19 protein-coding genes and 1 tRNA gene are annotated in these 23929 nt (G+C 68.3%); 13 read left to right on the top strand and 7 right to left on the bottom strand.

The genetic code is table 11. The annotated features are described in order from the left end of the window. Positions 1-6: 6 nt before the first annotated feature. On the bottom strand, positions 7-2913 hold the full coding sequence (gene uvrA / locus SFC76_RS15250) for an excinuclease ABC subunit UvrA (protein WP_322850264.1): 2907 nt from the start codon (positions 2911-2913) through the stop codon (positions 7-9). A 135-nt stretch (positions 2914-3048) separates the two neighbouring features. Here uvrA and SFC76_RS15245 point away from each other — a divergent pair, with 135 nt between their 5' ends. Continuing rightward, complete coding sequence (locus tag SFC76_RS15245) at positions 3049-3432, top strand: hypothetical protein (RefSeq protein WP_322850263.1); 384 nt, start codon at positions 3049-3051, stop codon at positions 3430-3432. Positions 3433-3466: 34 nt separating this feature from the next. Here the strand turns inward: SFC76_RS15245 and SFC76_RS15240 are convergent, their stop codons facing one another. Continuing rightward, a complete protein-coding gene (locus tag SFC76_RS15240) occupies positions 3467-4672 on the bottom strand; it encodes a methyl-accepting chemotaxis protein (protein WP_322850262.1) in 1206 nt (401 codons plus the stop codon). A 142-nt stretch (positions 4673-4814) separates the two neighbouring features. Here SFC76_RS15240 and SFC76_RS15235 point away from each other — a divergent pair, with 142 nt between their 5' ends. The 6 genes from SFC76_RS15235 (at position 4815) to SFC76_RS15210 (ending at position 12776) form a co-directional block, all read left to right on the top strand. Continuing rightward, positions 4815-5159: a hypothetical protein gene (locus SFC76_RS15235; RefSeq protein WP_322850261.1), complete on the top strand. Its 345-nt coding sequence runs from the start codon at positions 4815-4817 to the stop codon at positions 5157-5159. A 250-nt stretch (positions 5160-5409) separates the two neighbouring features. Further along, positions 5410-7278, top strand: a complete 1869-nt coding sequence (locus SFC76_RS15230) for a M61 family metallopeptidase (protein ID WP_322850260.1) — start codon at positions 5410-5412, stop codon at positions 7276-7278. 591 nt (positions 7279-7869) lie between these two features. Beyond that, entirely contained in the window at positions 7870-10263 is a 2394-nt protein-coding gene (locus SFC76_RS15225) for a membrane-bound PQQ-dependent dehydrogenase, glucose/quinate/shikimate family (protein ID WP_322850259.1), read from the top strand. Between the two features lie 134 nt (positions 10264-10397). Next, positions 10398-11078 carry a DUF1013 domain-containing protein gene (locus SFC76_RS15220; protein ID WP_322850258.1) on the top strand — a complete coding sequence of 227 codons (681 nt, stop codon included), beginning with the start codon at positions 10398-10400 and terminating at the stop codon, positions 11076-11078. A gap of 215 nt (positions 11079-11293) precedes the next feature. Then, complete coding sequence (locus SFC76_RS15215) at positions 11294-12145, top strand: dienelactone hydrolase family protein (protein WP_322850257.1); 852 nt, start codon at positions 11294-11296, stop codon at positions 12143-12145. 13 nt (positions 12146-12158) lie between these two features. Continuing rightward, positions 12159-12776, top strand: a complete 618-nt coding sequence (locus tag SFC76_RS15210; RefSeq protein ID WP_322850256.1) for a glutathione S-transferase family protein — start codon at positions 12159-12161, stop codon at positions 12774-12776. 249 nt (positions 12777-13025) lie between these two features. Here SFC76_RS15210 and SFC76_RS15205 read toward each other — a convergent pair whose 3' ends face one another. Together SFC76_RS15205 and SFC76_RS15200 are read right to left on the bottom strand one after the other, a co-directional pair. Beyond that, positions 13026-14498, bottom strand: coding sequence for a DEAD/DEAH box helicase (locus tag SFC76_RS15205; protein WP_322850255.1), 1473 nt, complete (start codon positions 14496-14498; stop codon positions 13026-13028). Between the two features lie 291 nt (positions 14499-14789). Then, positions 14790-15248, bottom strand: coding sequence for a hypothetical protein (locus tag SFC76_RS15200; protein WP_322850254.1), 459 nt, complete (start codon positions 15246-15248; stop codon positions 14790-14792). 64 nt (positions 15249-15312) lie between these two features. On the opposite strand from SFC76_RS15200, the gene SFC76_RS15195 reads away from it, so the two are divergent. The 3 genes from SFC76_RS15195 (at position 15313) to SFC76_RS15185 (ending at position 18253) form a co-directional block, all read left to right on the top strand. Then, positions 15313-16746 (top strand): FAD-binding oxidoreductase, encoded by a 1434-nt coding sequence (locus SFC76_RS15195; RefSeq protein ID WP_322850253.1) that lies wholly within the window; start codon positions 15313-15315, stop codon positions 16744-16746. A 55-nt stretch (positions 16747-16801) separates the two neighbouring features. Next, positions 16802-17563, top strand: coding sequence for a SapC family protein (locus SFC76_RS15190; protein WP_322850252.1), 762 nt, complete (start codon positions 16802-16804; stop codon positions 17561-17563). A gap of 138 nt (positions 17564-17701) precedes the next feature. Next, positions 17702-18253, top strand: a complete 552-nt coding sequence (locus SFC76_RS15185) for a cytochrome b (protein WP_322850251.1) — start codon at positions 17702-17704, stop codon at positions 18251-18253. A gap of 184 nt (positions 18254-18437) precedes the next feature. Here the strand turns inward: SFC76_RS15185 and SFC76_RS15180 are convergent, their stop codons facing one another. Then, entirely contained in the window at positions 18438-19292 is an 855-nt protein-coding gene (locus tag SFC76_RS15180) for an N-formylglutamate amidohydrolase (RefSeq protein ID WP_322850250.1), read from the bottom strand. Between the two features lie 96 nt (positions 19293-19388). Here SFC76_RS15180 and cpdR point away from each other — a divergent pair, with 96 nt between their 5' ends. The 3 genes from cpdR to nhaA all read left to right on the top strand — a co-directional run bounded on the left by cpdR (position 19389) and on the right by nhaA (position 21269). Further along, the gene (gene cpdR / locus SFC76_RS15175) at positions 19389-19766 is read left to right on the top strand and encodes a cell cycle two-component system response regulator CpdR (RefSeq protein WP_322850280.1); all 378 of its coding nucleotides are present in this window, start codon (positions 19389-19391) and stop codon (positions 19764-19766) included. 45 nt (positions 19767-19811) lie between these two features. Continuing rightward, a tRNA-Val gene (locus SFC76_RS15170) sits at positions 19812-19886 on the top strand. 201 nt (positions 19887-20087) lie between these two features. Continuing rightward, positions 20088-21269, top strand: a complete 1182-nt coding sequence (gene nhaA / locus SFC76_RS15165; protein WP_322850249.1) for a Na+/H+ antiporter NhaA — start codon at positions 20088-20090, stop codon at positions 21267-21269. Between the two features lie 2 nt (positions 21270-21271). Here nhaA and SFC76_RS15160 read toward each other — a convergent pair whose 3' ends face one another. Next, a complete protein-coding gene (locus tag SFC76_RS15160) occupies positions 21272-21478 on the bottom strand; it encodes a hypothetical protein (RefSeq protein WP_322850248.1) in 207 nt (68 codons plus the stop codon). A 74-nt stretch (positions 21479-21552) separates the two neighbouring features. After that, positions 21553-23712 carry a TonB-dependent siderophore receptor gene (locus tag SFC76_RS15155; protein WP_322850247.1) on the bottom strand — a complete coding sequence of 720 codons (2160 nt, stop codon included), beginning with the start codon at positions 23710-23712 and terminating at the stop codon, positions 21553-21555. Between the last annotated feature and the right edge of the window lie 217 nt (positions 23713-23929).

Here is a 23929-nt window from a genome sequence, read left to right as displayed (position 1 = left end):
GGTCGGCTACTCCGCCGCCACCGCCTCCCCGCCACGCGGCTTCAACAACGGCGCCAAATACTTCCCCGTGAAGCTCCGCGGTTCCTTCGCGACCACTTCGGGCGTGCCGACCGCGACGATCTCGCCGCCCTTGACGCCGCCTTCGGGGCCCAGATCGACCACCCAGTCGGCTGTCTTGATGACGTCGAGGTTGTGCTCGATCACCACCACCGTATTGCCCTGCTCGACCAGGGCGTGGAGCACTTCGAGCAATTTGCGGACGTCCTCGAAATGCAGGCCGGTGGTCGGCTCGTCCAGGATATACAAAGTGTTGCCGGTCGCGCGGCGGGCGAGTTCCTTGGCGAGCTTGACGCGCTGCGCCTCGCCGCCCGACAACGTCGTCGCCTGCTGGCCGACCTTGACGTAGCCGAGGCCGACCTCGACCAGCATCTCCATCTTGTCGCGGATCGGCGGCACCGCCTTGAAGAATTCCGCCGCATCCTCGACCGTCATGTCGAGCACGTCGGCGATGCTCTTGCCCTTGAACTTCACCTCCAGCGTCTCGCGATTGTAGCGCGCGCCGTGGCAGACGTCGCAGGTGACGTAGACGTCGGGGAGGAAGTGCATCTCGATCTTGAGCACGCCGTCGCCCTGGCACGCCTCGCAGCGGCCGCCCTTGACGTTGAAGCTGAACCGGCCGGGCTTGTAGCCGCGCGCCTGGCTCTCGGGCAGGCCGGCGAACCAGTCGCGGATCTGCGTGAAGCTGCCCGTGTAGGTCGCCGGGTTCGAGCGCGGGGTGCGGCCGATCGGCGACTGGTCGATGTCGATCACCTTGTCGAGATGCTGGAGGCCGCTGACCTTGTCGTGCTTGCCGGCGAGGATGCGCGCGCCGTTGAGCGCGCGCGCCGCGGCGGCATAGAGCGTGTCGATCGTGAAGCTCGACTTGCCCGAGCCCGACACGCCGGTGATGCAGGTGAAGGTGCCGAGCGGGATGCTCGCGGTGACGCCGGTGAGGTTGTTGGCGCGCGCATTGTGGACGGTGAGCTGCTTGCCGTTGCCCTTGCGGCGCTTGGCCGGCACGGGGACCTGGCGGGTGCCGTTGAGATAGTCGGCGGTGATGCTCGTCTTGCTCTTGAGGATCTGCTTGAGCGTGCCCTGCGCGACGATCTGGCCGCCGTGGACGCCGGCGCCCGGCCCCATGTCGATGACGTAATCGGCGGTGCGGATGGCGTCCTCGTCATGTTCGACCACCAGTACGGTGTTGCCGAGATCGCGCAGGCGGCGCAGCGTCGCGAGCAGCATGTCGTTGTCGCGCTGGTGCAGGCCGATCGAGGGTTCGTCGAGCACGTAGAGCACGCCCGACAGGCCGCTGCCGATCTGGCTGGCGAGGCGGATGCGCTGGCTTTCGCCGCCCGACAGCGTGCCGCTGGTACGGTCGAGGTTGAGATAGTCGAGGCCGACGTTGTTGAGAAAGCCGAGGCGCTCGACGATCTCCTTCAGGATACGCTCGGCGATCGCGCGCTGCTGGTCGCCGAGATGGCTGGGCAGATCGGTGAAGAAGGCGAGCGCGTCGACCACCGAGAGATGCGTGGCATAGGCGATGTCGCGCATCGCGATCTTGACCGCCAGCGCCTCCGGCTTGAGGCGCGCGCCGTGGCAGACCTCGCAGGGGCGCGAGCTCTGGTATTTGGACAATTCCTCGCGCATCCACGCGCTCTCGGTCTGGAGCAGGCGGCGGTTGAGGTTGCCGACGACGCCCTCGAACGGTTTCTTGACGTCATACGCCTTCTTGCCGTCGACGAAGGTCAGCGTGACGGGCTTGCCCTTGCTGCCGTGCAGGATCAGCGCGTGGATCGCCTCGGGCAGGTCGGCCCAGGGCGTGTCGAGGCTGAAGTCGAACTCGCGCGCGAGGCTGCCGAGCACCTGCATGTAATACGGGCTGGGCGGGTTGGACTTGGCCCAGGGGACGACCGCGCCCTTCTTGATGCTGAGCCCGTGGTTGGGGACGACGAGATCCTCGTCGAACAGCAGTTTCTCGCCGAGGCCGTCGCAGGCCGGGCAGGCGCCCTGCGGCGCGTTGAACGAGAACAGCCGCGGCTCGATCTCGGCGATGGTGAAGCCGCTGATCGGGCAGGCGAACTTTTCCGAGAAGACGATGCGGCCGGCGGGTGCGTTGTCGCCGAGCACTTCCGATTTCGGCGTATGCGCTTCGACGGGGTCGGCGGGATCGACATAAGCGAGGCCGTCGGCGAGCTTCAGCGCGGTCTCGAAACTCTCGGCGAGGCGGGTGGCGATGTCGCCGCCGACGACGAGGCGGTCGACGACGACCTCGATATCGTGCTTGAACTTCTTGTCGAGCGCGGGCGCCTCGTCGATCTCATGGATCTCGCCGTCGACGCGGACGCGGGTGAAGCCCGCCTTCTGCCATTCGGCCAGCTCCTTGCGATACTCGCCCTTGCGGCCGCGGACGACGGGGGCGAGCAGATAGAGGCGCGTGCCCTCGGGCAATGCGAGGACGCGGTCGACCATCTGGCTGACGGTCTGCGCGGCGATCGGCTCGCCGGTCGCGGGGCTGTAGGGAACGCCGACGCGCGCCCACAGCAGGCGCATGTAATCGTAGATCTCGGTGACGGTCGCCACGGTCGAGCGCGGATTGCGGCTGGTCGTCTTCTGCTCGATCGAGATCGCCGGGCTGAGCCCCTCGATATGATCGACGTCGGGCTTCTGCATCAGTTCGAGGAACTGGCGCGCATAGGCGGAGAGCGATTCGACGTAGCGACGCTGGCCCTCGGCATAGATGGTGTCGAAGGCGAGGGACGACTTGCCCGAACCCGACAGGCCGGTGATCACCGTCAGCGTATCGCGGGGGATGTCGACGTCGACGTCCTTGAGGTTGTGCTCGCGCGCGCCGCGGACGGTGATTTTGGTCAGCATGTGGCGGGTTCTACTTCTGTTCTGTTCGGGAGGCTAGAGCGAGAAGTAGGAACGCGCGGGAGGCTTCGCCAGCACCACGTTGAAACGCGCATCGCGTGTCTTATCTCGACGATACACAGACGAGAGAGGCCGCGCATGGGCAAGAAGACGAAGAAGGCGAAGCTCCCCAAGGAGGTGCTCGGCATCCGATTGCCCAAGGATCTGCGCGAGGCGGGCGGCGCGTTGCTGGAGCGGGCCAACAGTCCGCAGGGGCGCGAGATGCTCGCGGCGGGGCTGACGATGGCGGCGGCCGCGGCGACCGCGGCGGTGGCGAAGGGGCGGACGAAGCGCGAGGCGGCCGCGGACCGGCCGGTGCCGCCGACGCCGCCCACCGCAGCGCCGACCCCGGGCGAGACGCCGGAGCCGCCCAAGCCGCCGCAGGGCACGCAGACGCACCCCGATCCGCAGGCGATCGCCGAGGCGGTCGGCCAGGCGGCGGAGGCACTGCTCGGGCGGTTGTTCGGGGGGAAGAAGGGGTAGGGGGGCATCGCGACGCTTCCGGTAAGGATCGGGGTTAGGACAGCCGCTGCTTGAGGGCGGTGACCATGGCGCGTTGCGGCCATACCACCCGCGCCGGCCGGTCGTTGTCCGCGTGCATGTCGTTGGCCGGTTCCCATTCGGCGAAGCGGAATTGTTCGATCTGCCCGGTCATCATCTGCGTTTCGCTGACCAGCTTGCGCGCGGCGGCGGTCTCTTCCTCGGCGACCGCGGCATTCTGCTGGGTAACGTTGTCGAGTTCGGCGACCGCGGCGGTGATCTGTTGCAATGCCAGCGACTGCTGTTCGACATTCTCCGCGATCCCCGCGGTCAGCGTCGCGACGCTGCCGACGCGGTCGATCATCCGGCCGAGCGCGACCTCGACATGGCCGACCGACCGGACGCCCAGCCCGATCTGCTCGGCCGAGCGGCCGATCCGCTTCTTGACGTCGCTCGCCGCCTCCGCCGACCGTCCGGCGAGCGCCCGCACCTCCTGCGCGACGACCGCGAAGCCCTTGCCCGCCTCGCCGGCGCGTGCCGCCTCGACGCCGGCGTTGAGCGCCAGCAGATTGGTCTGGAAGGCGATGCGATCGATCACGAGGAGGATTTCGGCGATCTCGTTGGACGTCTGCTCGAGACGGCCGATCGCGGTGATGGCGTCCTTGAGCAGGACGCCGGAATGTTCGGCATCCTGATGCGCCTCGCCGACCACGCGGCGCACCTCGACCGCGCTGTTGGCGGATTCGGAGAGCGCGCCGCTGAGCTGCTGGAGGGCGCCGGCGGTCTCTTCCAGGCTGGCCGCCTGCCGCTCGGTGCGTTCCGAGAGGTTGCCGGAGGATTGCATCAATTCCTCCGCGCCGGCGGCGATGTCCTTGGCGCTGATCCGCACCGAGGCGAGCGCATTGCCCAAGGCGTCGACCGCGTGATTGAAGTCACTCTTGAGCTTCGAGAATTCGCCGATCAACGCGGCCTCGATACGGGTGGTGAGATCGCCGCCCGCGAGCTTGTGCAGCGAACTGCCGATGTTGCGGACGATCAGCCTGGCCTGTTCGCGGCGGATCATCTCGGTCAGCGCGCCGACCGCGACGGCGAGCAGGCTGAGGAAGATCACGGCGACGAGCAGCATGCGGTTCGCCGCGCGCTGCGCCACCGCGGCGGTGTGGCGCAATGCGGCGACCTCGTCGGTCATCGCGTCGATCTGCGCATCGGCCACCTTCGACGCGGCGCGTTCGGCGGGGCGCACGACCTTGCGCAGATAGTCCAGCGCCGCCTTGTGGTCGCCGGCGTTCGCCTTTGCGGCGACCTCGCCGAGCGGCGACGATGACGGTGTGGGAAAGGCGGAAATAATCCTCGGGCAGCGCGTGGACCGTCTTGGTATCCTCCAGATGGCGCAGCATCTCGCGCATCCGCCGCGTCCGGTCGTCGAACTTCTTGACGATGACGTCGCGTTCGGTGGGATCGCTCTCGGTGATGAGGTTGAGCGCGTCACGTTGCAGCGACCGGCTGATCGAACGGACTTCGGATACGGCGAGGACCCGCTCCTGCGCTTCCAATGCCTCGACATTGGCGACCTCGACGGCGCGATCGTCGCGATACGTCACGCCCGCCAGCAGCCACAGCAACAAGATCGCACCGATGAGCGGCGCGATGACGCGGACGTTGAAACGACGGTGCGGCAAGTGTCTATCCTTGATGCTGGCGGAACGACGTTTCCGCCCGCTCAATTATAGAGGCGCGGGGCAGCAATTATCGCCGGGTCGCCAAATATCGGGGCCGCCGCACCATCGCGATTTCGGCCCTTCGTCTTCATCGTTGCGGCATTCGGGACCGCGCCGGACAGAGTTTCCCGGCCGCCGGACGATGGACCCGATCGGAGCGGCATGATTATAGATGCGCAGCCGCGTTGCGGGCAGGACGTGCCGGGCAGGACGTGCCGGGCAGGACGGGTCGGGCAGGATTGGGGAAGCAGGGATGACATCGATGATACGGGCCGCAGCGGTGCTGGCGATCGCGATCGGGGCGGCGCCGGCGCAGGCGCAGACCGCCGCGCAGGCGGTCGTCGCGCAGCAGGCGCAGGATCCGGGGGCGCGGGCGGGGGTGCAGTATGACGTCGCCTTTCCCAATGCGGTGCATCACGAGGCGCAGGTGACCGCGACCTTCGCGCGGGTGCCGGCGGGGCCGCTCAAGGTGCGGATGGCGCGGTCGTCGCCGGGTCGCTATGCGATCCACGAATTCGCCAAGAACGTCTATTCGGTGACGGCGAAGGACGGCGCCGGCCGGCCGTTGCAGGTGATCCGCAGCGATCCCTATGGCTGGACGGTCGCCGGACACGACGGCACCGTCGTCGTCACCTATACGCTGTTCGGCGACTGGGGCGACGGCACCTATGCGCAGATCGACGCCAGCCACGCGCACCTCAACATGCCGGCGACCTTCCTGTGGGCGGAGGGCTATGACGCGCAGCCGATCCGCGTGCGCTTCCGGCCGTTCGATCCCAAATGGCGGATCGCGACGCAGCTTCCCGCCGCCAGGGGCGCCGACACGTTCTGGGCGCCCAACCTGCAATATTTCATGGATAGCCCGACCGAGATCAGCGACTTCGGCTATCGCGAATGGCCGGTCACCGATGCGCTGGGCAAAAGCTATGTCGTGCGGCTGGCGGTGCATCATGCCGGCAGCGAGGCCGATCTCGACACCTATACTGCCAAGGTGAAGCGGGTGATCGCGCAGCATTATGCGCTGTTCGGGCGGGCGCCGCGCTACGATTATGGCACCTATACGTTCATCGCCGATTACATGCCGCAGATCACCGGCGACGGCATGGAGCATCGCAACTCGACGATCATCACCGACAAGCGCGGGCTGGCCGAGGCGAAGTTCGCGCAGCTCAACACGTTGAGCCACGAATTCGTGCATAGCTGGAACGTCGAGCGGCTGCGGCCGGCGGAGCTGGAGCCGTTCGACTTCACCCGCGCCAATCCGACCCCGTCCTTGTGGTTCGCGGAGGGGTTCACGCAATATTACGGGCCGCTGCTGATCCGCCGCGCCGGCGAGATGAGCGTCGACGATTTCCTGCGCGGGCTGGGCGGCACGCTGAGCGGCGTCGTCAACAGCCCGGCGCGGCGCTACGGCGGGCCGGAGGAGATGAGCCTGCGCGCGCCGTTCGTCGATGCCGCCAAGGCGATCGATCAGGTCAATCCCAACATCTTCGTGTCATATTATCCGTATGGCGCGGTGGTGGCGCTGGCGCTCGATCTGCAGTTGCGGCAGCGGTATCCGGGGCTGTCGCTGGATGCCTATATGCGGCATCTGTGGACGACGCGCGGCGACACCGAGCTGAAGTACACGCCCGCCGATCTGGAGCGCGGGCTCGCCGAGGTGACGCGCGATCCGGCGTTCGCCAAGGCGTTCTTCGACGGCAGCGTGCATGCGAGCGGATTGCCCGATTATGCGCCGTTGCTGCGGCAGGCGGGGCTGGTGGTGCGGCCCGTCGACGCGACGCGCGGCTGGGCGGGGGTGAGCTTCGTCGGCGCGGAGGATGGCGTCGTCGCGGTCGGCGATGCGCCGCGGCCGGATGCGCCGGCTTATGCTGCGGGGCTGGAGCGGGGGGACGTGATCCTGTCGCTCGACGGGGCGCCGGTGCGCGATGCGGCGGCGGCGCAGGCGGTGCTCGCGGGGCATAAGCCGGGGGATCGGATCGCCTTGCGCTTCCGCCAGCGTGGGGTGGAGCGGGAGGCTTCGTTGCGGCTGGGCGTCGATCCGTCGTTCGAGGTGGTGCGTGGCGAAACCGCCGGGGTGGCGGTGACGCCGGCACAACTCGCGTTCCGTGAGGGTTGGCTCGGGAAATAGGATCACGCGGAGGCGCGGAGGCGCGGAGAGAAGAAGGGGTTTGCGCGCGGAGGCGCAGAGGGCGCAGAGGGGTGTCGTATCCGTCGCCGAAGGCGCCGCTTTACGACCGACGTGGGCGATGCCCGTCGGGCTGAGGCGCGCGCTATCTCTGCGTCCTCTGCGCCCAAAATATGTTCACGCGAAGACGCGAAGACGCGAAGACGCGAAGATTGAGTAGGGCCGCGCTTGTGGGAGGGGCGCGAGCCTCGGGCGGGTCATCTCCGCGCCTCCGCGCCTCCGCGTGATCTCTTCTTCTTCGCGTCTTCGCGGCTTCGCGTGGATCATTCTCTTTCGATGTCGGCGGCTGCTCGACCGGGCGGTCGCCGGCGACCCGGCACCGACGAGATGTTCCGCAACCATGGGTCCCGGCTTTCGCCGGGATGACGGTTTTTTTCCGAAAGGGCATCGCCGCCCGCATGTGCGCCTTCGCTTGAATCCCCTTCTTTCAGACACCTAGCGGAGGGCCTCCCGAACGCGCCGCGCGAAATCGTTATTGTAACGGAACATTGCTGCGGGACGGCGGTATTGTCGGGAACGAACCGGAGTTGCCGCATGACCCATGTCCGCCATCCCGCCCGGTGGCCCCATATCCTTGCCGTGATCATCGGCACGGTGGGGGCGATCAATTTGGCCGGGGGCGTGTGGCTGGCGGGGCTGCACGGCAGCCTGTTCTATGGCGTCGCCGGGCTGGCGATGCTGGCGACCGCCGTCTTGTTGTGGCGGCGGCACGCGGCGGCGCTGCATCTGTTCGCGGCGCTGGTGATCGGCACGGTGATCTGGGCATGGGCGGAGATCGGCGCGGACTGGTGGCCGCTGGTGCCGCGCGGCGACCTGATCTTCATCTTCGGCGCGTTGCTGGTGCTGCCGTGGACGGTGAAGCGGCTGGTGCCTCGCAGCACGTGGCTGCGCGCGGCGGGGCCGCTGGCGGCGGCGCTCGGCGTCGCGGCGGTGTTCGGCGCGGTGGCGCTGACCCGCGACGTGCACAATCTCGACGGGACGCTGCCGGGGCCGCGCAAGGCGCTCGCCGCCAATCTGCACGGCGTGCCCGACGACGATTGGCAGGCCTATGCGCGCAGCTGGTATGGCGACAAATTCTCGCCGCTGACGCAGCTCACACCGGCGAACGTCGGCAACCTCAAGGTCGCGTGGCAGTTGCGGACCGGCGACATGAAGCGCGAGGGCGATCCCGGCGAGACGACGTACGAGATGACGCCGATCAAGGTCGGTGACACCGTCTTCCTGTGCACGCCGCACAATTGGGTGATCGCGGTCGACGCCGAGACGGGCAAGGAGCGCTGGCGCTTCGATCCCAAGATCGCCACCTCGGCCAAGAACATGCAGCATCTCACCTGTCGCGGCGTGTCCTATTGGGATGGCGCGCGGGCGGGCGCCAGCGTCGGTGCCGGCGTCGGGGACTGTCCGCAGCGGATATTCCTCGCGACCAATGACAGCCGGCTGATCGCGCTCGACCCGAAGACGGGCGCGCTGTGCCGCAGCTTCGGGCAGGGCGGCACGGTCAGCCTGCTGCCGGGCCAGCCGCATTACAACCAGGGCTGGTATCAGGTGACCTCGGCGCCGCTCGTCGCGCGCGGGCTGGTGATCACCGGCGGCGCGGTGTTCGACAATATCGCCACCAAGGTGCCCTCCGGCGTGATCCGCGGCTATGACGCGGTGTCGGGCAAGCTCGTGTGGAATTTCGATCCGGGCAATCCCGACGACACCGCACCTTTGGGCGCGGGCAAGCAATATACGCCGTCGTCGCCCAACAGCTGGAGCACGCCCGCCGCCGACGAGGCGCTGGGGCTCGTCTATCTGCCGATGGGGATGGGCGCGGTCGACCAATGGGGCGGGCATCGCCCGGCGACGACCGAGCGGTTCGCGACCTCGGTGCTGGCGCTCGACATCGCGACCGGCAAGCCGCGCTGGGTCTATCAGACGGTGCATCACGATCTGTGGGACATGGACGTGCCCGCGCAGCCGGCGCTGGTCGATCTCGACCTGCCGGGGCGCGGGCGGGTGCCGGCGCTGGTCCAGTCGACCAAGACCGGCAATCTGTTCGTGCTCGACCGGCGCACCGGCCGGCCGGTCTTCCCCGCGCCGGAGACGCCGGTGCCGGCCGGCGCGGCGCCGGGCGACCGGACCTCGCCGACGCAGCCGCTCTCCGCGATCTCGCTGATGCCCGCCCCGGCGCGCGAGAAGGACATGTGGGGGATGACGATGATCGACCAATTATGGTGTCGCATCCGCTTCAAGTCGCTCGACTACAAGGGTGCGTTCACGCCGCCGTCGCTGCGCGGGTCGCTGGTCTTCCCGGGCAATTTCGGGGTGATGGACTGGGGCGGGCTGTCGATCGATCCGATCCGCCAGGTGATCTTCGCGCATCCCAATTACGTCGCCTTCGTCGACCGGCTGGTGCCGCGCGTCGACGACACCGGCACCGGGCAGGGGCCCGCGGGCGGATCGGACCGGCGCGGATCGGATGAATCGGGCTACAACCCCAACACCGGTGCGCCGTTCGCGGTCGACATGAACCCGTTCCTGTCGTTCGCCGGCCTGCCGTGCCAGCAGCCGCCATGGGGCTATGTCGCCGGGATCGACCTCACCACCGGCAAGAAAGTGTGGGAGCATAAGAACGGCACGATCCGCGACGAGACGATCCTGCCTATGCCGTTCAAGCTCGGCGTGCCCTCGCTCGGCGGGCCGATCACCACCGCGGGCGGTGTCGCATTCATGGCGGCGGCGATCGACGATTACGTGCGTGCCTATGACACCGCGACCGGCAAGGTGCTGTGGCGGGCGCGGCTGCCCGCCGGCGGGCAGGCGACGCCGATGTCGTATCGCTCGGCGGCGAGCGGGCGGCAGTTCGTCGTGGTGGTCGCGGGCGGGCATGGCTCGCTGGGCACGAAGCTGGGCGATCACGTCATCGCATACGCCTTGCCCAAATAGATGGCGGGGGGCGGCCCGAACGATCGGGTTGCCCTTCGCAGCGGTGCGGGGTACACGGGGGGTTATGGCGTGGCCGCTCCGGTAAGGGGCGGCCCTATTTGTTTCCGACCCAAAAGTTCCGACGGAGTTCACCCGTGGCCCAGCCCCTTATGCCCCATGCGACCGCGTCCTGGATGGTCGACAATACGTCGCTGTCGTTCGACCAGATCGCCGATTTCTGCGGCCTCCATATCCTCGAGATCCAGGCGATCGCCGACGACACCGCCGCCTCCAAGCTGACCGGCCGCGATCCGGTGCGCGCGCACGAGCTGACGCAGGACGAGATCGACAAGGGCCAGGCCGATCCCGCCTATCGCCTCAAGATGATCAAGGGCCCCGAGCAGGTCCGCCGCACCAAGGGCCCGCGCTACACGCCGGTGTCGAAGCGGCAGGACAAGCCCGACGGCATCGCCTGGATCATCCGCAACCATCCCGAGATCACCGACGGCGCGATCAGCAACCTGATCGGCACCACCCGCACGACGATCGCCGCGATCCGCGACCGCAGCCATTGGAACATCGGCAACATCACGCCGAAGGACCCGGTGACGCTCGGCCTGACGACGCAGCGCGAGCTCGACGCGGCGGTGGCCAAGGCGTCGAAGGCGTCGGGCAACGAAGCCGCGCCGACCGATACCCGGCTGGAGGGCGACCGCGAGGCGCTGATCGCCAGCCTGCGCGCCGAGCGCGACGCGGCGGCGCGCGGCGTCGACGTGGCGGACCAAGACCCGGCCTCGGCCGCGGCGGCGCTGTTCCAGGACCCGTTCAAGCGCTGAAACCGGGGGCGGGCGCTCCCGTCCATCCGTCGAAGTTCGGGACCCCAACCTTGCGCCGGGGTCCCGCTGTCGGATGTCCGATGAGCCCGCCGACGAAAAGCGTCACGCCGGATCAGGTCCGGCATGACGGTGGGGTGGTGGCAGGGAATATGGCTTCCCACTGGTGCCCCGTCACGCGCTGCGCTAGCTTCTCCTAAAGCATTGGGAGAGCAGGCATGTGCGACGAACTCACCGTCGAGGACAACGCGCTGACGCGGCGGCAGCTCGGGCTGGCGGCGGGGGCGGTCGGCGCGACGCTGGTGCTGCCGACCGCGGCCGACGCCAAGCCGATCGCGGCGCGCGACGTCGTCATCACCACGCCCGACGGGCAGTGCGACGCCTATTTCACCGCGCCGAGTGCGGGCCGGCATCCCGCGGTGCTGATGTGGCCCGACATCATGGGGCTGCGGCCGGCGTTCCGCAAAATGGCCGACCGGCTGGCGCAGACGGGCTATGCGGTGCTCGTCGTCAACCAATTCTACCGCTCGGCCAAGTCGCCGATCATCGCGGCCGGCGAATCGTTCGACCAGCCCGCGGTACGCGACCGGATCATGCCGTGGCGTGCGGCGTTGACCGCGGCGGCGACGACCAGCGATGCCAGGGTCTTCCTCGCCTTCCTCGACCTGCAGAAGGAGGTCGACACCAAGCGAGGCATCGGCAGCGCGGGCTATTGCATGGGCGGGCCGATGGTGCTGCGCACCGCGGCGGCGTTGCCGGCGCGGGTGCATGCCGGTGCGTCCTTCCACGGCGCGGGGCTGGTCAGCGACGCGCCCGACAGCCCGCACAAACTCGTGCCGCAGCTCAAGGGCGGCTATCTCATCGCGATCGCTAGCAACGACGACGCGCGCGGCCCCAACGACAAGGTGGCATTGCGCGAGGCGTTCGCCGCGGCGAAGCGGCCGGCGGAGATCGAGGTCTATGCCGATGCGATGCACGGTTGGTGCGTGATCGACAGCAAGGTCTACAATCCGCCGCAGGCCGAACGCGCCTGGGCGCGGATGCTCGACCTGTTCGCCAAGAACCTGTGACGGGAACCGCGTGATGGCCGAACTGACCTTCTACACCAACCCGCGGTCGCGCGGGCGGATCGCACGCTGGATGCTCGAGGAGGCGGGGGTCGAATATGACACGATCGTGCTCGATTACGCCTCGACGATGAAGCAGGAGCCGTATCTGTCGATCAACCCGATGGCGAAGGTGCCGGCGATCGTCCACCGCGGCCGGACCGTGACGGAATGCGCGGCGATCTGCGCCTATTGCGCCGAGGCGTTCCCCGCGGCGGAGCTGGCGCCGCGCGACGAGGAGCGGGCGGACTATTATCGCTGGCTGTTCTTCGCGGCGGGTCCGATCGAGGCGGCGGTGACCAACCGCTCGCTGGGCGTGGTGCCGAGCGAGGCGCAGCAGCGGATGGTCGGCTATGGCGATTACGATCGGGTCGTCGATGTGCTGGAGCAGGCGGTGGCGGCGCACGACTTCATCGCGGGCGACCGCTTCACCGCGGCGGACGTCTATGTCGGATCGCAGGTGATGTTCGGGCAGCAATTCGGCTCGCTGCCGAAGCGCGGGGCGTTCGAGGATTATGTCGCGCGGTTGACGGCGCGCGAGGGGTATCGGCGTGCGGCGGCGCTGGATGACGCGGCGATCGCGGCGGCGGCTTGAGGGGGCGCGAAAGCGCACGTTCAAGAGCCGAGGACATTCTATTCCTCCCCCGCCAGGGGGAGGTGGCAGTGCGAAGCACTGACGGAGGGGGAGGATACGGTGAATGCGCCGTATGCGGAGACGCCCCCTCCACCACCCGCTGACGCGGGCGGTCCCCAGCGCAAGGTCGATCATGCCCCCGGCATGATCTTGGATTGCCGGGGGCAATCCAACCTTGCGCTCCCGCTAAAGCGAGGGAGGACTTAAGAGCTAGCCCCCGATCACCGCCTTCAGGAACTCCGGGATCGGGCCGTTCCAGCCGTCGTCGGGGCCGTCGTCGCGCTCGTCGCGGCGCGGACGACGGCCGCCGTCGGGGCGGATGTCGCGGCGGGGCGGGGGAGCGAATTCCGGTTCCGGGCGGCGCTCCTGACGGGGCTGGCGGCGCGGTTCTTCGACGGCGGCGGGCGCCTCGACAGGCTCGGGCGCGGCTTCCGCCACCACCGGCGCGCGCGCGGGGCGGTCGCGGCGGCCCTCGCCGCGCGTCGTGCGGTCGCGGCGACCGCGGCGTGGTTCCTCGCCGGCGGGCGCGGCGGCGGCGGCGGGCGCCTCCGCCTCGGGCGCGGCGCCGAGATCGAGGCGGTCGATCTTCTGGCCGGTCAGCTTCTCGATATTCTGGATGTTCTCGGCATCCTCGCTGGTGATCAGCGTATAGGCGATGCCGGTCGCGCCGCCGCGGCCGGTGCGGCCGATGCGGTGGACGTAATCGTCGGGATGCCACGGCGCGTCGAAGTTGAAGACGTGGCTGACGCCCTTGATGTCGAGCCCGCGCGCGGCGACGTCGGAGGCGACGAGGATGTTGATCTTGCCGTCCTTGAACAGGTCGAGCTCGGCGATACGCTGCGCCTGTTCCATGTCGCCATGGATCTCGCCCGACTTGAAGCCGTGCTTCTTGAGGCTCTTGTTGAGCTCGCGCACCGTCGTCTTGCGGTTGCAGAAAATGATCGCGTTGCGCACCTCGTCCTGGCCGAGCAACTGGCGCAGCCCCTCGCGCTTCTTCATCGCATTGCCGGAGACGGGGACGAGGAACTGCTTGATGTTGAGGTTGGTCGAGGCGGGGCGCGACACCTCGATCATCTTGGGATTGTCGAGGAACTTGTCGGCGAGCCGCTTGATCGGCGCCGGCATCGTCGCCGAGAAGAGCAAAGTCTGGCGCTGTTTCGGCAGCTTGGTGCAGATTTCCTCGATGTCGGGGATGAACCCCATGTCGAGCATCCGGTCCGCCTCGTCGATGACCAGCATCGAACAGCCGGTGAGCAGGATGTTGCCGCGGCCGAACAGGTCCATGAGGCGCCCCGGCGTCGCGATCAGCACGTCGACGCCCTTTTCGAGCGCCTTGATCTGGTCGCCCATCGACACGCCGCCGATCAGCAGCGCCATCGACAGCTTGGTGCCGGCGCCGTATTTCTCGAAATTCTCGGCGACCTGCGCGGCGAGTTCGCGCGTCGGCTCGAGGATCAGCGAGCGCGGCATGCGCGCGCGGCTGCGGCCGTGCGACAGGATGTCGATCATCGGCAGCACGAAGGCGGCGGTCTTGCCCGTCCCCGTCTGCGCGATGCCGATCAGGTCGCGCATCATCAGCACCGACGGGATCGCCGACGCCTGGATCGGCGTCGGCTCGGTATAGCCGGCGTCGGTGACCGCCTTCAGCAGTTCGTCGGAGAGGCCGAGGTCGGCGAAGCTCATGCCATAAGGCTCATGCAAAGGTCCGGATAAGCACGACCTCGCGCGCGTGCGAGACCATTGTCGCCGGCGCTTGCGGATTTGGTCGCAAAAGTCAAGAATTGGTGCGCCAAGTCCTCCCCCGACAGGGGGAAGGGGGGCGCTCGGCGCAAGCCGAGTGGTGGAGGGGGAGGACAGGGCGGGAGCTTCGTTACCGGGCTCCCGCCCTGTCCTCCCCCTCCGTCACGGCTTTGCCGTGCCACCTCCCCCTGGCGGGGGAGGACTTATTTACTCCGCTCGAACCGGCGGCTTTGGCTATTTCGCGGGGACCAGCGTCTTGAACGTCGCGATGCCGCAGCTCGCACCGGAGCGCATGCGGATCACGTCGCGGCCGGCGCAGACCTGGCCGTCGGCGGCGGGGCGCAGGTAGAAGCCGCCGTAATAATCGAGCGGGCCGCAATCCTTGTCGAGCCGGGCGCGCAGCCGCTTGCCGCCGCTCATCACCAGATCGACCGCGCCGGGTTCCTGGATCAGCGCACCGCCGAGATTGGCGGCGGCGACGCATTTCGGCCCCTTCTTCTCCTTGTAGCGGATCGGCGCGGGGATCGGCGCGCGCGCCGCCGGGCCCATGCGCGGCAGGCGGATGATGACGCGCTCGTGGATCGTCATCTGCGCGAAAAGCGTGCCGTCACGCTGGCCCGCGCCGTCGCCGAGCGCCGCGACGGCGGGCGCCGCGACGGCGATCAGCAGGATGGGAAGCGCGGGATGCAGCATGTCAGACCTCGCCCCTTAGCCCGGATCGTTGAACGCGCGATGAACTTGGCCTAGCGGACGCGGCATGACACCTGCGCAGACCGCCATGCTCGACGCGCTCGCTCCCGTATTGGGACGAAAGGGGATCGTCACCGATCCCGCCGCGATCGCGCCGTGGCTGGTCGACTGGCGGCGGCGCTTCCACGGCGCAGCGCCGGCGATCCTCGCCCCCGCCTCTACCGCGGAGGTCGCCGCGGTAGTCGCCGCCGCGGCGCGGCATCGCGTGGCGCTGGTTCCGCAGGGCGGCAACAGCTCGATGGTCGGCGGCGCGACGCCGCCCGCCGACGGCTCGGCGCTGATCCTGTCGCTGCGGCGGATGACCGCGATCCGCCGCGTCGATGCCGCCGCGGGGCTGGCGGTGGCGGAGGCGGGGGTGATCCTGTCCGACCTGCACGACGCCGCGCTCGCCGTCGACCGGCGCTTTCCGCTGACGCTCGGCGCCAAGGGCAATGCGACGATCGGCGGGCTCGTCTCGACCAACGCCGGCGGCACGCAGGTGCTGCGCTTCGGCTCGATGCGCGGGCTGGTCGCGGGGGTCGAGGTGGTGCTCGCCGACGGCAGCGTCCACGACGGGCTGGCGCCGCTCAAGAAGGACAATCGCGGTTACGATCTGACGCAATTGCTGGTCGGCGCGGAGGGGACGTTGGGCGTGGTCACCGCGGCGACGCTGCGGCTGGTGGCGGTGCCGACGACGCGCTCGACCGCCTGGGCGGCGGTGCGCGATCCGGCCGCGGCGCTGGCGCTGCTCCGCCGCTTCCAGGCGGCGACCGAGGCGCTGGAAAGTTTCGAGATCCTGCCGCGCGAATCGCTCGCCGCGGTGCTCGCCTATGTGCCCGGCCTGCGCGCGCCGGTGGCGGGGGCGGCGGCGTGGCATCTGCTGATCGAACATACCGATCCGGCGGGCGACGCGCTCATGGAGCGGGTGCTGGATGATGCGCTCGCCGACGGGCTGATCGCGGATGCGACGCTGGCGGCGAGCGCGGCGCAGGCGGCGGATTTCTGGCGTATCCGCGAATCGATCTCCGATTCGGAGCGCGCGCTCGGGCCGGCGTCGCAGCACGATCTGTCGGTGCCGGTCGATGCGATGCCCGCCTTCATGATCGAGGCGGCGGCGGCGTGCGAGGCGCGCTTCCCCGGTTGCCACGCGAGCGGCTTCGGTCATCTCGGCGACGGCAACGTCCATTTCCACGTGCGCGCCGCGCCGGGCACCGATCCAGCGCATTGGTATGCCGAGCAAGTGCCGGTGGTGACGCGCTTCGTCGACGATCTGGTGATCGCGGCGGGGGGCTCGATCGCCGCCGAACACGGCATCGGTCAGATGAAACGCGACGAGCTGGAACGGCTGTCGTCGCCCGCGCGGCTGATGGCGTTGCGCGCGGTGAAGGCGGCGATGGACCCGCTCGGCATCCTCAACCCCGGCAAGCTCGTGGCGCTTGCACCCTCGGCTGTGGCCCAATAGAGCAGCGCCCAGCGAGCGGCTGCGCCGCAAACTATCCACCACGGAGAGAGTTCCCATGGCCAGTGCGCCGCTTCCTTTGTTCTACAACGGCCTCGAGCCGCTCTCGAGCGAGACGCATGCCGATTGGCGTGTCCGCCAGCAGGACAGCGCGCCGTTCCTCGTCGGCCAGCATGCGATTCCGATCACCACCGACGAATTTCCGCTGGTGCAGCGTCACATGCCGATCGTCTTCTCGGTCGGCGACGATGCGATCCCGCTCGCGCTGATGGGCCTCAACGAGGGCGTCAACGTCTTCATGGGCGACGACGGCAAGCTGACCGAGACCAATTTCTACGTCCCGGCCTATGTCCGCCGCTACCCCTATATGCTCGCGCGGCTGCGTCCCGACGCCGAGGAGCTGTCGCTGTGCTTCGACCCGACCTCGGAGGCGCTCGGCGCCTATGACGACGGCGAGCCCTTGTTCGAGAACGGCCAGCCGAGCCAGGTGACCAAGGCGATCCTCGACTTCGCCGAGCAGTTCGAACAGGCCGGCGCCCGCACGCAGGCGTTCATGAACGAGCTGCGCGAGCAGGAATTGCTGATGGACGGCGAGGTCACCATCCAGATCGACGAGAACCAGCAGCCGTTCGTCTATCGCGGCTTCCAGATGATCAACGAAGAAAAGCTCGCCGGGCTGCGCGGCGACCAGCTGCGCAAGATGTCGCAGTCGGGCATGCTGCCGCTGCTCTACGCGCATCTGTTCTCGCTGTCGCTGATGCGCGAGATCTTCGGTCGCCAGGCGCAGCAGAACAAGGTGCCGCAGCCGCAGTTCGGCTGATCCCTCGACCGTTATCGATCGCACGGGCGGGGTCGCGTGACGCGATTCCCGCCCGTGTCGTGTCCGGGCCCCGCCATGGCTTGACCCGTCGTTCGCGCCGGTCGACTGTTGCCGCGGGTTAGCAAGGGGTTGCACGCTATGACGAACCGGACCGACGGCGAACGGTATTCGCGGGTGGCGATCGCCTTCCATTGGACGATCGCGGTGCTGGTCGTCGCCAATCTGATCATCGGCATCGGCCACGACTATAGTCCCGCGCTGCGCGCGCTGATGGGGGCGCACAAGGCGATCGGCATCACCGTACTGGCGCTGACCGCCGGCCGCGTCGCCTGGCGGCTGACGCATCGTCCGCCGGCGCTGCCCGCTGGAACGCCGGCGTGGGAGAAGGGCGTCGCGCATGCCACGCATTGGACGCTGTATCTGCTGATGGTCGCGATGCCGCTGACCGGCTGGATGATGGTCTCGGGCCCCGGCCCCGGGCCGCAGCGGCCGCTGAGCTGGTTCGGGCTGTTCGACGTGCCGCTGTTGCCGGTCGGCAGCCGCGCCTCAGATCTGGGCCATGATGCGCACGGGTTGCTCGGCTGGCTGATGCTGGCGCTGGTCGTGCTGCACGTCGCCGCGGCGCTGCGCCACCATCTGCTGCTACGCGATTCGGTGCTCGTACGAATCGCGCCCGTGCTGGGTAAGTAAAAGAACCGAACGGAAAAAAAGAACGGCTGGCGGGCCGGGGGTTGAACCAATCGGGCGCTCGACTATTTTATGAAAGTACGGCGCTCGTGTCCCCCCTTTCGCGAGCCCGTATGACACACTTTCAGTGTGTCTCCTCCCTGAACCTTGGCCACTCCGTGCTTTTGCACGGGGTGGTTTTTTTATGTCATTCCGCGGCCAGCGCGAACCGGTCGCCGGTGAGCGCTTCGTCCGCCGCCGCGGCGATCATCCGCCGGAGCAGCGCGACGATCGCGGGCAGGCCGGTGCCGGGACGATCGAGCGCGGCATCGAGATAGAGCGTGCGGTCGAATTCGATCTGGATGGCGTGGATGCCGCGCGCCGGGGCGGCATGGCGTTCGAGGATATGGCCGCCTGCATAAGGCGTGTTGAGCGCGGTGCGGACGCCGGCGTGCGCCGCCTCCGCCTCCAGCCGCGCGACGAAGCGCTGCGCCGCGGCATGGCCGAAGCGGTCGCCGAGCACGATACGGGCGTGATCGCCGAGCGGCGGCATCGAATGCACGTCGAGCAGCACCGCGACGCCGAACCGCGCCTGCGCGGCAGCGAGCGCGGCGGCGAGCGCGGCATGATAGGGGCGATAGTCCTGCGCGATCCGCGCGGCGACCTCGACCGCGCTGAACCGCCGCCGCCACAGATCGCCCGCCGCCCCGGCGCGGCGCGGCACCAGGCCCAGTCCGCTGCGCACCTTGGCGGAAGGGGCGGGCTGGCCGTGCGAGCGTACGCCCTCGTCGACGCGCGGGTCGCGTTCGCCCTCGCCTCGGTTGAGGTCGATCCAGGCGCGCGCGCGACGCTGGACCAGTATCGTCTCCTGCGTCCGCGCGCCGTGCGCGACCTCATCGACGAAGCGATCTTCGAGGATCGTCAGTGCGGTCGCCGGCAGCCGCAGCGCGCCGAGCAGCGCCGTCGGATAGTCGCGACCGGCGTGTGGCACCGACAGGACCACCGGGCTGAGCGGCGCACCGTCGCGGTCGAGCCCGCCGATCGTATCGAACGATGCGTCCATCTATGGCACGTCCTATCGCGTTCCCGCGTTCGGCGCGCTGGAAATCTTCACAACTGCGGATCATAGGACGGCGCGCGAATGGAGACCGACAAGGCGATGATCCGAATCCTGCTGGCCGAAGACGATCAAGTCATGCGCGAATATCTCACCCGTGCGCTGGAGCGCGCGGGCTATGCGGTGGCGGCGGTGGACCGCGGCACGGCGGCGATCCCGCTGCTGGAGAGCGAATCGTTCGACCTGCTGCTCACCGACATCGTCATGCCCGAGATGGACGGCATCGAACTTGCCCGCCGCGCCGCCGAGATGGTGCCGGGACTGCGCGTGATGTTCATCACCGGCTTCGCCGCGGTGACGCTGAAGGCGGGGCGCGAGATGCCCAATGCGCGCGTCCTGTCCAAGCCCTTCCACCTGCGCGACCTCGTCGCCGAGGTGGATCGCGTTTTCGAGACGGGAAGTGCCACCGGATTGAATTGACCGCTTGCCAGGCCGGAAAACCCCGGCTAATGGCGCACCTCCGGCGGGCGTGTAGCTCAGTGGTAGAGCACTGTGTTGACATCGCAGGGGTCGCAAGTTCAATCCTTGCCACGCCCACCATTCTGATTTGGCTCTATCCGTCACAGGACCCTCCACCCCAGAGGGATCGGATAGAGCCACTTCGGCCTCCCGGTGCCGCGGCATCGGGTCTTCGCATCTCATAAACGCGACAATCGGCTTGGTTACGGCGGCGTGCCGGTCCAGAAGCGGGCAGGGTTTCGCGTCGGGCGGACCTGCCGCCCGCCTTCGGACGATGATCGCATGACCTCTATCACACGTGCGCGGACCAGCGCGATCCGCGCCTTCCTCGCCGCGCAATCCTCCGCCGGGCTGGTGCTGATGGCGGCCGCGGTCGTCGCATTGGGCATCGCCAATTCGCCGCTCGGGCCGGGCTATGCCGCGCTGCTGCATGCCGACATCGGCCCGCTGTCGCTCGGCCATTGGATCAACGATGCGCTGATGGCCGTCTTCTTCCTGCTCGTCGGGCTGGAGATCAAGCGCGAGATGGTCGACGGGCAATTGTCGACCTGGCCGCGCCGCGTGCTGCCCGGCATCGCCGCCGCGGGCGGGATGATCGTGCCCGCCTTGCTGTTCCTCGCGGTCAACCGCGGGCCGACGGCATCGGGCTGGGCGATCCCCGCGGCGACCGACATCGCCTTTGCGCTGGGCGTCATCGCGCTGCTCGGCGAGCGCGTGCCGGCGTCGCTGCGCGTGTTCCTCGCGGCGCTGGCGATCCTCGACGATCTCGGCGCGGTGCTGATCATCGCGATCTTCTATACCGCCGGCCTGTCGTGGCCCGATCTTGCCGGCGCGGCGGTAGCGGTCGCGCTGCTGGTCGGCTGCAACCGGTACGGGGTGCAGCGATTGTCGATCTATCTGGCGATCGGCGTGATCCTCTGGGTGTTCGTGCTGCGCTCGGGCGTGCATGCGACGCTGGCCGGGGTGGTGCTGGCGCTGACCATCCCGATGCGGCCCACCCGGGGGCGGTCCGACGCGGACGATCCCAGCCCGTTGCACCGGCTCGAACACGCGCTGCACCGGCCGGTGGCGTTTCTGGTGGTGCCGGTGTTCGCGCTGGCCAATGCCGCGGTGCCGCTGCTCGGGCTGCCCGCCGGGGCACTGACCGCACCGGTGACGCTCGGGGTGCTGGGCGGGCTGGTGATCGGCAAGGTCGCCGGCGTGTTCGGCTGCGCGATGCTGGCAATCCGGCTCGGCCTCGCCGACATGCCCGCGCACGCCGGGCGGGGTCAGCTCTTCGGCGTCGCCTTGTTGTGCGGGATCGGCTTTACGATGAGTATCTTCATCACGCTGCTCGCCTTTCCCGATGCGCCGCTGCTGCAGAGCGAGGCGAAGCTCGGCGTGCTGCTCGGGTCGCTGCTGTCGGGGATCGCGGGCTATACGGTGCTGCGAGTGGCGCGGCGTCAGGACGCCGCGCCGGAATAAGGTCAGTCGCGCGGGACGCCGCGGCCGGCGACCTTCTCATAGCCAGACAATTCGTCGCCGATCGCCACCTTGGCGGCGAGATCGTCGGCGCGTGCCTGATCCTTGGCGGCGCGCTTGGGATCGTCGGGGTCGCCGTCGGGATCGGCGGCGCCGACATTGGGGCTGTCGGGCATGTAAAGGACGGGCTTTTCGTGGTTTTCATCGGGCAATGCACATCTCCTTTGCTGCTGATGAAAACGTCCGGGGGCGAGGGCGGTGCCATCGCCCGCCTGCGCCCCGTCGCTCAATAGCGTAGGCTGATCGTGCCGAGGATCGCACGCGGCGCGGCGTAGCGGCTCTGGTCGAAGGTCAGCGCGGTGAGGTATTTGGCGTTGGTGACGTTCTGCAGATTGACGCCGACCGAGACATTCTCGGTGAGCGCGTAGCGGCCGAACAGGTCGACCGTCGCCACCCCGCCTTGCGTGATGCGGATCGGCTGGCCGGTGGTCGAGGACAGCGAGCCGGGCTCGAAATAGAAGCGGCCCTGATATTGCACCGAAGCGCCGAGCTTGAGCGCCTTCAGACCCTGCGGCGTGTAGGAGAGGTTGAGGCGGCCGGTGTTGCGCGGCACGAAGGTGCGCACCGGCTGGTCGTCGTCGCCGCGCACGCGCATCACGGTGAAGCCGCCGGTCACCTGCACGCCGGGGACGGGCTGGCCGCTCGCCTCGATCTCGATACCCTGCGACGTGGCGTCGACCGCGTCATAGGTCTGCCGGCCGTTGAGGAAGGCGCCGGCCTGCGCGGTGTTGTTCTGACGCGCTTGGAAGACGGCGGCGCTGGCGTTGAATCGGCCGCCGAACCACGCGCCCTTCAGCCCCGCCTCCAGATTGTCGCCGGTGATCGGCGCGAGCTGGCGGTTGTTGGCATCGAATTCGGTCTGCGGATTGAAGATCGTCGCATAGCTCGCATAGGCGCTGATCGTCGACGTCAGGTCGTAGGTGGCGCCGACGAACGGCAGGAAGCGCGTGCGGTCGAAGTCGGTCGCTTCGCCATAGGAGGTGCCGTTACTCTGCGCGTGCGTGTAATTGCCGCCGAGCATCACCTTGAACGGATCGGCGAGGTTGAGGCGGACGAGGCCATAGACCGTCTCGCGCTGCCGATGCTGGTCGAGGCTGAGGTCGTAGGGCGTGGGGAAGGTCGTCTTCGGGAAATTTCCGTCGAAGAAGGTGTCGAGCGGCAGCAGCAAGCCGACTTGGCTATAGTCATAGCTGGAATATTGCCGGTAGCGTTCGGCACCGCGCATGACGCCGACCATGACGTCGTGCTGGCGCCCGCCGACCGATACCGGGCCACCGATATAGGCGTCGAGCGTCAGATTGCGCGCCTCGCCCTTGAATGCGCCGGGATAGCTGCGGATACCGATGTCGTCCGCCGTGGTCGCCGTGCCGAGCGTGTCGATGCCGCCCGGCGCGCCGCGCACCGGATTGCCATAGACGTAGAAGAGCGTGTCGTTCTCGCTCGTCGCCTTGCGCAGCACCGACACCTTGCCGGTCCAGCCGTTGCCGAAATCGTGCGTGAGGTCGCCGAAGATCTGGCGGTCGACGACGTTCCAGCCCGACCAGCGCGGCGCGTAATTGGCGGAGCGGGCGAAATCGATGCGCGAGCCGTCGGTGTAATAGAGCGGCGTCGCGCCCCACATCGCGCCGCGGCTCTGATGGTCCTGATGGCCGTAGCCGGCGCTGATCACGGTGTTGGCGCCGAGATCGGCCTCGACGATGCCATAGCCGGTCCAGCGCCGCAGGCTGTAGCGATCGAGATAGCTGTCGGTATCGAGCAACGCGCCGACCGCGCGGGCGCGGATGCTGCCGTCGGCGGTGAGCGGTACGCTGACGTCGCCGTCGATCCGCTTGTTGTCGAACGAGCCATATTGCGCGCTCGCCGAGACTTTGAGCTCGTGATACGGGCGCTTGCGGATGAAGTTGATCACTGCCGAGGGGTTGCCGGTCGGCGATAGCAGCCCCGGCGCGCCGCGCACCACCTCGACCCGGTCGTAGATCGCGGTGTCGATCGACCCGGTCTGGATGCCGAACGAGAAGGGCTGGCCGATCCCGTCGATCTGGAAGGTCTGGATGTCGAAGCCGCGCGCCGAGAAATAGACGCGGTCGGTCTCGCCGGCGAGCACGTTGATGCCCGGCACCGTCGCGAGCAGCGCGTTGACGTCGTTGAGCTGAAGATCGTCGATCTGCGCGCGGGTGACGACACTGACCGATTGCGGCGTTTCGCGCTGGCTGAGCGGCAGGCGGGTCGCGGTGCGTTGCGTCTTGACGCCGTAATCGTCGCTGCCTTCGCTGCGCTGGCCGGTGACGATGATGTCGTCGCTGCTGCGCTGCGGATCGTCGGCGCCCGTGTCGCTCGCCGGCGTCACTGCAGCGGTGGCCGCCATCAGCGCCATGAAAGCCGTCATCTCTCTAACTCCTTGAACTCACTGGCCGCATAGCGTGACGCTCTGCTGTTGCAAGTGACTATCAATATCGCAGAGGGAAATTGTTGCCGGCACTGTTACACAATTGTCACAGAGCGACCGTCTCGGAGTCGATGTGCCAAAATGGTAATTGCTGCTGATAGCAAAATCCACTAATGAAAATGCTAGCGCTAACATAAAGCGTGAATTCAAGGTTTAT

Origin of the sequence: Sphingomonas sp. CD22, from assembly GCF_034556155.1 — a bacterium.
Lineage (GTDB): Bacteria > Pseudomonadota > Alphaproteobacteria > Sphingomonadales > Sphingomonadaceae > Sphingomonas.
This window is presented reverse-complemented; position numbering and strand designations above follow the sequence as displayed.

What these genes read in the sequence shown, in the direction of transcription:
- uvrA (WP_322850264.1), bottom strand. Translation starts at nt 2,913, where the DNA reads ATGCTGACCAAAATCACCGTCCGCGGCGCGCGCGAGCACAACCTCAAG.
- SFC76_RS15245 (WP_322850263.1), top strand. Translation starts at nt 3,049, where the DNA reads ATGGGCAAGAAGACGAAGAAGGCGAAGCTCCCCAAGGAGGTGCTCGGC.
- SFC76_RS15235 (WP_322850261.1), top strand. Translation starts at nt 4,815, where the DNA reads ATGGCGCAGCATCTCGCGCATCCGCCGCGTCCGGTCGTCGAACTTCTT.
- SFC76_RS15230 (WP_322850260.1), top strand. Translation starts at nt 5,410, where the DNA reads ATGATACGGGCCGCAGCGGTGCTGGCGATCGCGATCGGGGCGGCGCCG.
- SFC76_RS15225 (WP_322850259.1), top strand. Translation starts at nt 7,870, where the DNA reads ATGACCCATGTCCGCCATCCCGCCCGGTGGCCCCATATCCTTGCCGTG.
- SFC76_RS15215 (WP_322850257.1), top strand. Translation starts at nt 11,294, where the DNA reads ATGTGCGACGAACTCACCGTCGAGGACAACGCGCTGACGCGGCGGCAG.
- SFC76_RS15210 (WP_322850256.1), top strand. Translation starts at nt 12,159, where the DNA reads ATGGCCGAACTGACCTTCTACACCAACCCGCGGTCGCGCGGGCGGATC.
- SFC76_RS15205 (WP_322850255.1), bottom strand. Translation starts at nt 14,498, where the DNA reads ATGAGCTTCGCCGACCTCGGCCTCTCCGACGAACTGCTGAAGGCGGTC.
- SFC76_RS15200 (WP_322850254.1), bottom strand. Translation starts at nt 15,248, where the DNA reads ATGCTGCATCCCGCGCTTCCCATCCTGCTGATCGCCGTCGCGGCGCCC.
- SFC76_RS15195 (WP_322850253.1), top strand. Translation starts at nt 15,313, where the DNA reads ATGACACCTGCGCAGACCGCCATGCTCGACGCGCTCGCTCCCGTATTG.
- SFC76_RS15190 (WP_322850252.1), top strand. Translation starts at nt 16,802, where the DNA reads ATGGCCAGTGCGCCGCTTCCTTTGTTCTACAACGGCCTCGAGCCGCTC.
- SFC76_RS15185 (WP_322850251.1), top strand. Translation starts at nt 17,702, where the DNA reads ATGACGAACCGGACCGACGGCGAACGGTATTCGCGGGTGGCGATCGCC.
- SFC76_RS15180 (WP_322850250.1), bottom strand. Translation starts at nt 19,292, where the DNA reads ATGGACGCATCGTTCGATACGATCGGCGGGCTCGACCGCGACGGTGCG.
- cpdR (WP_322850280.1), top strand. Translation starts at nt 19,389, where the DNA reads ATGATCCGAATCCTGCTGGCCGAAGACGATCAAGTCATGCGCGAATAT.
- nhaA (WP_322850249.1), top strand. Translation starts at nt 20,088, where the DNA reads ATGACCTCTATCACACGTGCGCGGACCAGCGCGATCCGCGCCTTCCTC.
- SFC76_RS15155 (WP_322850247.1), bottom strand. Translation starts at nt 23,712, where the DNA reads ATGACGGCTTTCATGGCGCTGATGGCGGCCACCGCTGCAGTGACGCCG.